At 70.5% G+C, this 13,040-nt stretch carries 7 protein-coding genes; 5 read left to right on the plus strand and 2 right to left on the minus strand.

The window, feature by feature from the left end:
- The 4 genes from VJT49_RS29600 to VJT49_RS29615 form a co-directional block, all read left to right on the plus strand.
- The coding region (locus tag VJT49_RS29600; protein WP_324168254.1) for an SDR family NAD(P)-dependent oxidoreductase at positions 1-3,898 on the plus strand (3,898 nt) is incomplete at its 5' end.
- Positions 3,888-9,155 (plus strand): type I polyketide synthase, encoded by a 5,268-nt coding sequence (locus tag VJT49_RS29605; protein ID WP_324168255.1) that lies wholly within the window; start codon positions 3,888-3,890, stop codon positions 9,153-9,155. The genes VJT49_RS29600 and VJT49_RS29605, both read left to right, overlap by 11 nt.
- A gap of 6 nt (positions 9,156-9,161) precedes the next feature.
- Positions 9,162-9,965, plus strand: a complete 804-nt coding sequence (locus VJT49_RS29610; RefSeq protein ID WP_324168256.1) for an arylamine N-acetyltransferase family protein — start codon at positions 9,162-9,164, stop codon at positions 9,963-9,965.
- A gap of 562 nt (positions 9,966-10,527) precedes the next feature.
- Positions 10,528-11,514 (plus strand): methyltransferase, encoded by a 987-nt coding sequence (locus VJT49_RS29615; RefSeq protein ID WP_422652941.1) that lies wholly within the window; start codon positions 10,528-10,530, stop codon positions 11,512-11,514.
- A gap of 394 nt (positions 11,515-11,908) precedes the next feature.
- Here the strand turns inward: VJT49_RS29615 and VJT49_RS29620 are convergent, their stop codons facing one another.
- On the minus strand, positions 11,909-12,262 hold the full coding sequence (locus VJT49_RS29620; RefSeq protein WP_324168258.1) for a hypothetical protein: 354 nt from the start codon (positions 12,260-12,262) through the stop codon (positions 11,909-11,911).
- On the opposite strand from VJT49_RS29620, the gene VJT49_RS29625 reads away from it, so the two are divergent.
- Entirely contained in the window at positions 12,201-12,455 is a 255-nt protein-coding gene (locus VJT49_RS29625) for a phosphatase PAP2 family protein (protein ID WP_324168260.1), read from the plus strand. The two genes, VJT49_RS29620 and VJT49_RS29625, sit on opposite strands and share 62 nt — an antisense overlap.
- On the opposite strand, the gene VJT49_RS29630 is transcribed toward VJT49_RS29625, so the two are convergent.
- Positions 12,433-13,040: MMPL family transporter (locus VJT49_RS29630; protein WP_324168259.1), on the minus strand; the 608-nt coding region annotated here is incomplete at its 5' end. The two genes, VJT49_RS29625 and VJT49_RS29630, sit on opposite strands and share 23 nt — an antisense overlap.

The raw sequence follows: 13,040 nt of genomic DNA on the forward strand, positions 1-13,040 counted from the left end.
TGTTGAGGTGAGTCCCCATCCGGTACTCACGGCGGCGATCGAAGAGTCCGTTGAACCGGTCGGCGGGACCGTTGTGGTGGGGTCCCTGCGCCGCGACGATGGTGATCTTGATCGTTTCCTGCTCTCCGCCGGTGAACTCCACGTCCGCGGTATCGACATCGACTGGTCCACGTGCTTCACCGACACCGGCGCCCGCCGGATCGACCTACCCACCTACCCCTTCCAACACCAGCGATACTGGGTGCCCTCACGGGCCGCGGCCGACGTCACGGCGGCCGGGCTGGACCAAGGTGACTCTCCGCTGCTCGGTGCGGTCCTCGACCTCGCCGAGCCGGGCAGCCTGGTCTGCACGAGCGTGCTTTCCCCGCGCACCCACCCGTGGCTCGCCGACCACGTCGTACTGGGCTCGGTGGTGGTTCCGGGCGCCGCGCTGGTCGAACTCGCGCTCAAGGCCGCCGACCAGGTCGGCTGCGAACGGGTGGACGAGCTGGTCATCGAGGCACCCATGCAGCTGGCCGGGCGTGGCGGCATGCGGGTGCAGGTGGTGGTGGGGGAGCCGGACGAAGCCGGCCGCCGCTCGCTGGCGATCCACGCGCGGTCCGGCAGGGCGGAAACCTGGACGCGGTACGCGCGCGGGGTCGTGGCGCCACGAGATCCGCGACCGGATCCCGAGTTCGGTGCCTGGCCGCCGCCGGGTGCCGCCCCCTTGGCGTTGGACGGTTTCTACCCCTGGCTGGCCGAGACCGGCATCAGTTACGGCCCGGTCTTCCAGGGGCTGCGGGCGGCTTGGTCGCGCGGGGACGAACTGTTCGCGGAGGTCGCGCTGCCCGAGGGAGTCAACGATGCCTCCCAGTTCGGTCTGCACCCGGCGTTGCTCGACGCGGCCCTGCACACCACCGCGGTCCGCGAACTGGCGGGCGGCGCCGCCCAGCCGGCCAAACGGAGCCTGCTCCCGTTCGCGTGGACCGGCATCGAACTCCACGCCACCGGTGCCTCGGCGCTGCGGGTGCGAATCTCTCCCGCGGGATCAGACGGTGTCACCGTGAAGCTGGCCGATCCCGCGGGCCGGTTGGTGGCTTCTGTCGACGGACTGGTGATGCGGGAGATCTCCGCCGCGCAGCTGAAGTCCACGCCGGGTACCGGCGACGATGCGCTGTACCACGTCGAATGGCGTGAGATCGGCGTGCCGGCCGCGCCGATCACGGGCGGGTGGACCGTGCTCGGCAGCGGGGCGACGGACGCCGTTCGGGCGCTCCGTGCCGGGGGTGTCGAGGCCGTGGCCGCCCCCGAGTCGCCGGCCGGTGCTCCCGCGTATCGGGTGCTCGCGTCGTTGCGGCAGTGCCTGGCCGGACCCGATGCCACGCGCCTGCTGGTGCTGACCCGCGACGCGGTCGAGGTCGGCGGGGTGCGGGTGGATCCAGCCGAAGCGGCCGTCTGGGGACTGGTGCGTTCGGCCCAGCTCGAACATCCGGACCGGATCGTCGTGGTGGACACCACCGAGCACGAAAGCGATGTCCTGGGCGGGGTACTGGCCTCGGGTGAACCGCAGGTCGCGATCCGTGCCGGCACGGCGGTGGTACCGCGGTTGGCGCGGCGGCCGGTGACAGGCCGTCTGGTTCCGCCAGAGGGGTTCTGGCACCTGGCGGCCGGTGGCGACACACTCGACAATATGTCCCTTGTGGACAGTCCGGCTGCCGCGGGGCCGCTTGCTCCCGGGCAGGTCCGGATCAGCGTGCGGGCCGCGGGCCTGAACTTCCGGGACGTGCTGGTGGCACTGGGCATGGTGCCGGCCAAGGACGGCATCGGCAAGGAGGCGGCCGGCGTGGTGCTCGAGGTCGGTCCAGACGTGACCGGCATCGCGGTCGGGGACCGCGTGCTGGGCCTGGTCCCGGCGTCGTTCGGCCCGGTTGCCATCGCGGACCACCGGCTGGTCGCGCCGATCCCTGCCGGCTGGTCGTTCGCGACGGCCGCGTCAGTGCCCGTGGCGTTCCTGACGGCGTATTACGCCTTGGCCGACCTCGGCGGCGTGGCCGCGGGCGAGGCGGTGTTGGTGCACGCGGCCGCGGGCGGAGTGGGCATGGCCGCGGTCCAGCTCGCCCGGCACCGGGGCGCCGACGTGTTTGCCACCGCGAGCACGGCGAAGTGGCCCGTGCTGCGTTCCCTGGGCCTTGCGGATGACCGGATCTTCGACTCGCGGAGCCCGGCGTTCCGGGACGACATCCTTGCCCGGACCGGTCAATGTGGGGTGGACGTCGTGCTGAACTCCCTGGTGGGTGAGTTTGTCGACGCTTCGCTCGACTTGCTGCCACGCGGTGGCCGTTTCCTGGAGATGGGCAAGATCGATGTCCGCGACGACAGCGATTGCCCCGTGGGTGTGTCCTATCGCGCGTTCGATCTGATGGAGGCAGGTATGGAGCGGATCCAGCGGATACTGCTGGAGCTGCTCGACCTGTTCGAGCGGAAAGTGCTGCGGCCGCCGCCGGTGCGTGCCTGGGACGTGCGGGACGCGCCCGAGGCGTTCCGGTTCGTCAGCCAGGCCCGGCACGTCGGCAAGGTCGTCCTGACCGTGGACCACGCGCCCGTGCGCGGGGGCACGGCGCTGGTCACCGGCGGTACCGGGACACTGGGTGGGCTCGTCGCCCGGCATCTGGTCGCCGCGCACGGCGTCGGGCATGTGGTCCTGGTTTCCCGCCGGGGCGCCGACGCCGAGGGCGCCGCCGAGCTGGCGGCGGAGCTGACCGGCGCGGGTGCCAGGGTCGCCTTCGAGGCCTGCGACGTCGCCGACCGGGACGCACTGCGCGGGGTACTGGCACGGATGTCCGCGGAGCACCCGCTGACGGTCGTGGTGCATGCGGCGGGTGTGTTGGACGACGGGATGGTCGAGGAGTTGACCCCGCGGCGGATGGACAACGTCTTCCGGGCGAAAGCGGTCGGCGCCGAGCACCTGCACGAGCTGACCAAGGACCTCGATCTCGCCGCGTTCGTCCTGTTCTCCTCGGCCTCCGGCCTGTTCGGCGGCCCAGGGCAGGGGAATTACTCGGCAGCGAACGCGTACCTGGACGGTCTGGCGCACCGGCGGCGGGCCGAGGGGCTCCCGGCGGTGTCGATCGGCTGGGGGCTGTGGGCGCGGGCGACCGGGATGACCGGCCATCTCACCGAGGCCGACCACCGCCGGATCGCCAGCGGCGGGATGCGACCGCTGTCCACCGGCCACGGGCTCACGCTGCTGGACGCCGCCGTGCGCTCGGGCACGGCGGCCTGTATCGCGATGCGGATGGACAGCGTGGCCTTGCACGCCCTGCCCGGACCGGTTCAACCGATACTGCGCGAGCTGGCCGGGCCCGCCCCCCGCCCGAAGGCGCACGCGGGCCCGGCCACCGCGGAATCGTGGGCACAGCGGCTCGCCGGGCTACCGTCCGAGAAGCAGGAGCAGGCCATCCACGACCTGGTCCGGACCGAAGCCGCCGCAGTGCTCGGGCACACCGGCGTCGGCGGGCTTCCTCCGGACCGGACGTTCAACGAACTCGGGTTCGACTCGCTGACCGCCGTGGAGCTGCGGAACCGCCTCAGCGCCGCCGTCGGGGTGCGGCTTCCGGCGACACTGATCTTCGACTACCCGACGCCGGAGGCGCTCGCCGGGCAACTGAGAAGTTCGCTCGAACCGCGCCCGGCACCGTCCGGGCTGCTCGGTGCCCTGGACCGGCTCGACGAACTGCTGTCCGGCCCGGCCGACCCGGCGGTCCCGCCCGATGTGATCACCGCACGACTGCGCGAGCTGCTGGTTCGAGCCGCCGGCCCGGGCACCGGCGTCGTCGACGTCGAGACGGCGACCGATGACGAACTCTTCGACCTCGTCGACAACGGACTCTTTTCGGGGGCTGAAATCCATGGCGAATGAGGAAAAACTGCGGACCTACCTCAAACGAGCGCTCGGCGAGGCCCAGCAGGCGAACAACCGGATACAGCAGCTCGAAGCCCAGCTGACCGAACCGATCGCGATCATCGGTATGGGCTGCCGGTTTCCCGGCGGGGTGGCCTCGCCCGGCGACCTGTGGCAGCTGGTGGCCGGTGCGCAGGACGCGATGTCGGACTTCCCGGACGACCGGGGCTGGGACCTCGCCGGACTCTACGACCCGGACCCGGACACCCCGGGTAGGACCCATACGACCGCGGGGGGATTTCTCCGGGATGCCACCGAGTTCGACGCCCGGTTCTTCGGGATCTCCCCACGCGAGGCGGTGGCGATGGACCCGAACCAGCGGTTGCTGCTGGAAACCGCGTGGGAGACCGTCGAGCGAGCCGGACTCGACCCGGCGTCGTTGCGAGGGCACCGGGTCGGCGTGTACGCCGGGGTGAGCAACGACGACTACGGCCTCCGGTTCCAGCCGGCACCCGCCGAACTGGAAGGTTGTCTGGGCAACGGAACCGCGGGCAGCGTCGCGTCCGGCCGGATCGCGTTCACGCTGGGTCTGGCCGGACCCGCGGTGACCGTTGACACCGCATGTTCGTCGTCGCTGGTGGCGATTCACCTGGCGGCGCAGGCGCTGCGCCTGGGCGAGTGCTCGATGGCACTGGCCGGCGGTGTCACCGTGATGGCCACCCCGAGCCTGCTGATCGAGTTCTCCCGGCAGCGCGGCCTGGCGGCGGACGGCCGGTGCAAGGCGTTCGCCGGAGCCGCCGACGGGACCGGCTTCAGCGAAGGGGTGGGCCTGGTCCTGCTGGAGCGGCTCTCGGCCGCCCGCCGCGACGGCCACCGGGTCCTCGCCGTGCTGCGGGGATCCGCGGTGAACCAGGACGGGGCGTCGAACGGGTTGACGGCACCGAACGGCCCGGCGCAGCAGCGGGTCATCCAGGCGGCGCTCGCGAACGCACGGCTGGCCGCGACCGACGTGGACGTGGTCGAGGCGCACGGGACCGGGACCCGGCTGGGTGACCCGATCGAGGCGCAGGCCCTGCTGGCGACCTACGGGCGGGACCGGCCGGCGGACCGGCCTCTGTGGCTCGGTTCGCTGAAGTCGAACATCGGGCACACCCAGGCCGCCGCGGGGGTCGCCGGGCTGATCAAGACGGTGCAGGCACTGCGGCACGAGCTGCTGCCGGAAACCCTGCACGTCGACGTGCCCACGCCGGAAGTGGACTGGTCCGCGGGTTCGGTGGAGCTCCTGCGGGATTCCAGGAGCTGGCCGCGGGGAGACCGGCCGCGGCGGGCCGGTGTGTCGTCGTTCGGGGCGAGCGGGACCAACGCACACGTCATCCTGGAGGAGGCTCCGGAGCCGGACGATCCGGGTGGCCCACCCGCGTCGCGTCGGCCGAAGACGGTGCCCCTGCTGGTGTCCGGGAAGAGCGAAGCCGCCGTTCGCGCCCAGGCGGCGCGCTTGCTGTCCTATGTGGAGAGAGCGCCGGAGGTGAGCCTGGCCGATGTCGGGTTCACGCTGGCGACGGCCCGGACCAGCTTCCCGCACCGGGCCGCCGTGCTGGCCGGCGATCGCGACGCGGCCCTGGCCGGGTTGGGCGCGCTGGCCCGTGACCAACGGGCCGCGGGAGTGCTGCGGGGCGTGGCGGACGAAAGCCCGACGGCGTTCCTGTTCACCGGCCAGGGCGCGCGGCGGGCCGGTGTGGGCCGCGAGCTCCACGCCGTGTTCGGCGTGTTCGCCGAGGCGTACGACGAGGTGACCAAGCACCTCGACCCCCTGCTGGCACACCCGCTCGCGGACGCACTGACCACGGAGCTGCTGGACCGTACGGAATTCGCCCAGCCGGCCCTGTTCGCGCTCGAGGTGGCGTTGTTCCGGCTGGTCACCTCCTGGGGCGTGCGGCCGGCGTTCCTGCTGGGACACTCGGCCGGCGAGATCGCCGCCGCACACCTCGCCGGGGTGCTTTCCCTGGCGGAGGCGGCGACTCTGGTCGCCGCGCGCGGGCGGCTGATGCAGGCCCTGCCGCCCGGTGGCGTGATGGTGGCGGTCGCGGCCACGGAGGAAGAGGTCACGCCGCTGCTCACCGACCGGGTGAGCATCGCCGCGATCAATGGTCCGGCCTGGGTCGTGCTGTCGGGCGACGAGGATGCGGTCACCGCGGTGAGCGAGCAGTGCGCGAGCTGGGGCCGCCGGATCAAGCGGCTGCCGGTCCGCCACGCGTTCCATTCGCCACGGATGGACGGCATGATCGACGAGTTCCGCCGCGTGGTCGGCGGTCTGACCTTTCAGCGGCCGCGGATCCCGTTCGTGTCCACGGTCACCGGCGAACTCGCCGACGCCGATATGCTGTGCGATCCGGAGTACTGGGTGGAGCACGTACGACGGCCGGTCCGGTTCAGCGCCGGGATCGGCGCGTTGCGGGCCGAAGGCGTGGCCTCCTTCGTCGAGGTCGGTCCGGACGGCGTGCTGACCGCGTTGGTCCCCGAGTGCGCCGCGGCACCGGAGGGCGCCGACGATGTAGTGGCGGTTCCCTTGTTGCATAAGGGAAAACCTGAGGAAACGGCCCTGCTGACCGCCGTCGCGCAGCTGCAGGTCCGGGGTGCCGAGCTCAATGGGGCGGAGCTGTTCGCGGGGACCGGCGCGCGGTGCGTGGACGTGCCGACGTATGCGTTCCAGCGTGAGCGTTGCTGGTTCGAGGCCACCGCGAAGCTGGTCGGAGACGTTCCGGCCGGCGTGCGCCTGGCCGATCATCCGCTGCTGAACGCGGTAATGGACGTCGCCGGCGTGGCCGGACAGGTGTTCGTGTCCCGGTTGTCGGTGGCACGGCAGCCCTGGCTCGCTGATCACGTCGTGGCCGGTTCCGTCGTGGTGCCGGGCGTGACGCTGGTCGAGCTCGCACTGCGCGCGGGCGAGGAGCTGGGCTGCGGCGTGCTCGCCGAGCTGATCATCGAGGCGCCGGTCGTCCTGCCTGCCGGGGGTGAGGCACAGGTCCAACTGGTGGCCGGTGAGCGCGATGACACCGGTCGCCGGGAAGTCACCGTCTACGGCCGGGCGAACGACGGAACTCCGTGGACGCGGCACGCGAACGGCTATCTCGGCTCGGCTGCGAGCCGGCCGACGTTCGATGGGCGACCGTGGCCACCAGAGGATGCCACCCCTCTGGATGTCGACGCCTTCTATCGCGACGGCACCGGTTCGTTCACCTTCGGACCGGCATTCCGCGGCCTGCGGGCGGCCTGGACCCGCGGTGAAGAGATCTTCGCGGAAGTCGTCGCTCCGCCGGAAATAGGCGACGCGGCACGATATGGCTTGCATCCGGCGGTACTGGATGCCGCACTCCATGCCTTCGCGCTCCTGAACCTGTCCGTAAGGATCGGTCTGCCGTTCGCCTGGATCGGGGTCACCCGGCAGGCGCAGGGTGCGTCGCGCCTGCGGGTGCGGATCACCCCGGCCGGCCCAGACCGGGTGGCGGTGGCGATCGCCGACGACCAGGGCGCCCCCGTGATGTCGATCGACTCGCTGGTCGTGCGGCCGCTTTCCGCCGTGCTGCCCGGCATCGCGCCCGCCGCGCCACGCGGCTCGCTTTACGAGCTCTCCTGGGCCGGGGTGTCCATTGCGGACGAAGCGTGGCCCGGATCCGTCGCGGTGGTAGGCGATCCGGTGGCGATTCCCGGGGGCGCGCGCGTGGTGGCCGGTCTCGCCGAACTGCCCGGCGATCCGGCGCCGGAGCTGATCGTCGTTGCGGTACCCAGCGGGTCCACTGTGGATGGTGGACCGGCTGGGGCGGCGAGAGCGCTGACCGGCAGCATGCTGGAGCTGGTCCAGGAGTTTCTGGCCGGACCACGGTGGTCCTCGTCCCGCCTCGTCGTCCTGACCCGGGGCGCGGTCGCCGTCGCGCCCGGCGATGGGCCGACCGATCCCGCCGCCGCCGCGGTGTGGGGGTTGCTGCGGTCGGCACAGTCCGAACAGCCCGGCCGGATCGTGCTGGTCGACCACGACGGCGAAGACGTGTCCCTGGCGACGCTCGCCCAGGTGCTCGCCGGTGACCGGACGCAGTGGGCGATCCGTGGGGGAGAGGCCATGGCGCCCCGGCTGAACCGGCTGACGACTTCGGTTTCCGCTGCCACGAAGCCCTGGAACCCCGAAGGCACCGTCCTGATCACCGGCGGTACGGGAACGCTGGGCGGGCTGGTGGCCCGGCATGTCGTGGCCGGGTACGGAGTCCGGCACGTGCTTCTGCTCTCCCGGCGTGGCCGGGAAGCCCTCGGCGCCGCCGAGCTCGAAACGGATCTGGCCGCCCTCGGTGCCACGGTCACGATCAAGGCCTGCGACGTCGCGGACCGGCAGGAGCTGGCCGTGGCGCTGGCGGAGATCAGGCCCGCTCATCCGTTGACTGCCGTTGTGCATACGGCGGGGGTGCTCGACGATGGCGTGATCGAGGCGTTGACGCCGGAGCGGGTGGACACGGTGTTCCGGCCGAAGGTCGATGCCGCGTGTCACCTGCACGACCTCACGCGGGAGGAGGACCTGGCCGCGTTCGTCCTGTTCTCCTCGGCCTCCGGCCTGTTCGGCGGCCCAGGGCAGGGGAATTACTCGGCAGCGAACGCGTTCTTGGACGGCCTGGCACACCTGCGCCGGGCCGAAGGGCTGCCCGCACTGTCGGTGGCCTGGGGGATGTGGGCACCGGCCAGCGGCATCACCGCCCATCTCACCGACGACGATCTGCGGCGCGTCCGTGACCGGGGCATGCTCGCGCTCGAAGCGGAGGACGCGTTGAGCCTGTTCGACGCCGCGGGCGGCACCGGCCGGGCCACGGCGCTCGCGGTGGCGCTGGACCTGTCCGGGCTGCGTGAGCGGCCAGGGGATGGCTCGATCCATCCGCTGCTGCACGACCTCGTCGGGGCGGTGACCCGGCCGGCGACCGCGGTCGCGTCCTGGCCCGACCGGCTTCGCGGGAGGTCGGCCACGGAACAGTCGGCCGCGCTCGTAGACCTGGTCCGTACCGAAGCCGCCGGGGTGCTGGGCCACTCGTCGCTGGCCGAAATCGACGAGGATCAGGCGTTCTGGGACGTCGGATTCGATTCGCTGACCGCGATGGAGCTGCGGACCCGGCTGGCCGCGGCGACCGGGATCGCCCTCCCACCGACCCTGATCTTCGATCTGCCCACCCCGGGTGACGTGGCGGAGTTCCTGCGGACGGAACTCAGCCCGCCTGGGACCGAGAACGAAACCGGAGAGTGACCCGCGATGTTCGACGTCGAAAAGTACCTGCACCGACTCGGCTACGCGGGTCCGGTGGAGCCTACCGAGGCGGTTCTGCGTGAGCTGCACAAGCGCCATTTGATGGCGATCCCCTATGACACCGGGAGCGATCTCAGCACGCGTCCCCTCCCGGACAACCTCGCCCGCATCGACCTCGACCAGTGCTTCGAGGAGGTCGTCGTCGGCGGTCAGGGTGCCTACTGCTTCCCGCTCAACGGCCTGTTCCGCGCCCTGCTCGCCGAACTCGGCTTCGAGGTATCGCGGATCTCGGCGAGTATCAGCACTGGCACCACCTTCAGCCCCGATCGCTTGCACCTGTTCACCGGGGTCCGGCTGGATGGGGAGAACTTCCTTGCCGATGTCGGGTATTCCGGGCCATCGTTCCTCGAACCTCTACGCCTCGTCGAAGACGTGCAGAAGCAGTACGGTTGCTCTTTCCGGCTGGCCGCGGGCACCCACCGGGTACTGCGCCGAAAGGCGCGAAACGGAACCTGGCGCGATATCTACCGGTTCGCCTTCCAGGACCGGGATGTCCAACACTGGGACGGCTTTTCGAGCCTCCTCTCGGACTCGTTCAGCGAGACGGTTTTCAGAGGAACGAACATCTGTTGCCGGGCCACCGAAAACGGGCACCGGATGCTGGCCGGGAAGCGGTACCTCGAGGTCGTCGACGGCGTGGAGACCGTGCGCGCGCTAACGCGGCCGGCCGAATACCAGACGGTGCTGGAGTCTGTGCTCGGCGGCCGGCCGGCAGGACCCCGCAAGAACCCTCGTGACCAGCCGCGGTGATCACCGGCCGGGCAGCGACGGCTGGTAGCCGCCGAGGGCGAGACGGCCAGGGAAACCAGGGTTTCGGGGCGTTGTCCGGCGACGCGCAGCCCACGACGGCCATCGGCCGGCCCTGCTTCTGACCGAAGAGCACGTCAACGCTGTGCGCGGCGTGTACGAGATGCTCGCTGCTCCCGCGGTCGGTCCTTGCGGATCGCCCTGCGGGGTTTGTCTTTGCCGGCTCGAAGTCCCTGCCCGAGGATCTGCTCATCGACCTCACCATCTGCTCCGAGGCCCTGTTCGTCCACCGCACCAAGATCGTGCGCCGCGAGCGCAGGAAGGAGGTCCGAGTGTAGGTCCGGACTTCGTTTGCTGTGCGTAACTGCGCTTGAGATGGAGGCCGAACAGGCTCCCACCGACCCCACCCCCCCTCGACCCCCTAAGTGTTCACCGGGTAGCGCACGACCCGCCTCAGCGTCGGCAGCCCGTGGTATCTCTGGACCAAGGCGGTGTGTGCGAACTGCCCGCTACCTGATGATCTCTCGTCCACACCAGTCCGCTGGTCTTTCAGAAAGGTCCCCCGATGTTCGATGACACCGCGGGCGCTCAACTTTGGCGCATGGCCGACCTCGTGACCCCGATGTCGATCAGGGTCGCCGCAACCCTCCGGATCGCCGACCATCTCGCCGCGGGCACGATGGACCTGGATTCGTTGGCGCACCACACTGGTGCCGACGCCAAAACGCTGTGCCGCCTGATGGCTCACCTGACCACGATCGAAGTGTTCGCGGAGCCGGAGCCCGCCAAGTACGCGTTGGCGCGCCTTGGCGAACGCCTGGTGGACGACGGGCCGGGCGGTGCACGTTCCCTGTTGGACATCGAGACGTACATAGGTGGCAAGCACGTCAACGCTGCGCGCCTGCTCGAGGTCGTGCGCTCGGGCAGGCCGTTGACCGACTGGTGGGAGGAAATGGAAGCAGACAGCGCACGGTCGGCGGCGTTCGACGAGCAGATGGCCGGCCTGACGACGCCAACAGCGAACGCGGTGGCCGAGACCTTCGCCTGGTCCGACGTCGAGCATGTACTCGACGTCGGCGGCGGCAACGGCCTGTGGGCCAGCGTGTTGATGGAAGTGCACCCGCACCTGCGGGTCACGGTCGTGGACCGCCCGGGGCCGGCGGCCAGTGCGGTCCGCCGGTTCGCCGAAGCCGGCCAAAGCGATCGCGGAAATGCCGTCGCGCAGAGCTTCTTCGACCCGCTGCCGACCGGTGCGGACGTCTGTCTGCTGTCGGAGGTGCTGCTGGACTGGGACGACGAGCACGCCGACCAGATCCTCGGTCGCTGTGCCAACGCGCTCGGCGAGTCGGGGTGTGTGCTGGTCCTGCAGCCCCTGCTCGACCATTCCGACCGCGGCGCGTCCACGTCGCTCGACGTGCTGCTGATGCTGGGTGGCGGCCGGGCCCGTTCGGCCGCCGAACTGAGCGCGATGGGCGCGGCACATGGGCTCAACTTGAAGTCGATCACCTCCTCGACGTTGACGAACTCACTGGTCGAGTTCGTGCGGTCCTGACCACTCGGAAGGGTATGGGTGAAATCGTGCGCGCTGAGCTGATCCGACCTGCTGCTCTGTCACGACCGCGTTCCGCTGTGTTTCCGGCAATCTCGCGTTCGCGGATTCCCGCCTGCCGGTGACCTACGACGAGTTGCCCACCCGCACCGCGCGTTTTGCCGGCCGGCCCAGCGCACGCTGATCGCGTACCGATCTGCCTGGGCAACCGCGCCGAGGTGATCGAGGGCAATCTCGGCATCGTCCGCTGGATCCACGTACGGCGATACCGGAATGGCGTACTTCCTTTGGTGTCGGAGGCCACGCTGGCCGCCGTCCTGCGGCAACCGCACTCGGCGGTGAAATTCGCTTCGCCGGTGACCGGATCCCGACCATTTGCCCAGGTGATGCACTGCCGTCACAGTGTCGGCCGGAGCGCGCCTTTGGGATCGACGCCTATTTCGGTAAGGGTGGCCGCGTGATACGCGGGGCCGCTGGTGTGCCCTTGGTCCAGGCTGGCGTGCGCATCGCGCCAGAACCGTTGCAGCGGTTGGTCTCGCCGCAATGCCGACCCGCCCGAGCGCGTGAAGATCCTGTCGACCGCCGCGACCGCTCGCCAGGCGGCCCGTACCTGGTCACGCCGGCCGACCGCCCGGTGCTCGAACGATCTTTCGGCACCGGCGGCGAGCTGGTCGAAGACGCGGCTGGCGTTGTCCATCAGTTGGACTCGCGCACCGGCGATCTCCGCGGCCGCCGCACCGAGTTCCGGCAATGTTGCACCGGGTGCATCACGGCCTGAGGGGTTTGCCCTGGAACGTGTCGTCGCCTGGTCCTTCTTCGGGCTCGTCCTGCTGGCCTCGGTCTACCTCGACCACCACTACGTCGTCGACGGTATCGCCGGCATGGCCATCGCCGGTGTCATCTTCACCGCCACCGTCTACCTCAGTCGCCGGCGCTCGCGGTGATCTTGGTGCGCATCCGCTTGCGGCCCGGCGTCCACCAGTTGAGGTCGCCGAGCATCGTCATCGTGGCCGGGACGAGCAGGCACCGGACGACGGTCGCGTCCGCGGCGATCGCGACCGCCAGGCCGACGCCGAACATCTTGATCGTCGGGTCGTTGTTGGGCACGAACGCGAGGAAGACCCCGACCATGATCGCCGCCGCCGCGGTGATCACGCGGCCGGTGCCGAGCAGGCCCTCGCGGACCGATCGCAGGTTGTCCCCGGTCTGACTCCAGCGACGCTGGACCTCGCTCAGCAGGAAGACCTCGTAGTCCATCGACAGGCCGAACAGCAGGGCGAAGAGCATGAGCGGCACGAAGCTCGGAATGGGTACCGGACCGGAGAGCCCGATCCACGTCACACCCCATCCCCAGGTGAACACCGCCGTCAGGACGCCGTAGGCCGCTCCGATGGAGATGAAGTCCATGACGGCCGCTTTGAGGGCGAGCAGCGGTGCCCGGAAGGCGAGTAGCAGGACCGCGACCGACAGCAGCAGCACGACTGCGATGACGAGCGGCAGCTTGTCGGTGACCCGGTCGGCGAGATCCA

Source organism: Amycolatopsis sp. (assembly GCF_035276945.1).
Lineage (GTDB): Bacteria > Actinomycetota > Actinomycetes > Mycobacteriales > Pseudonocardiaceae > Amycolatopsis_E.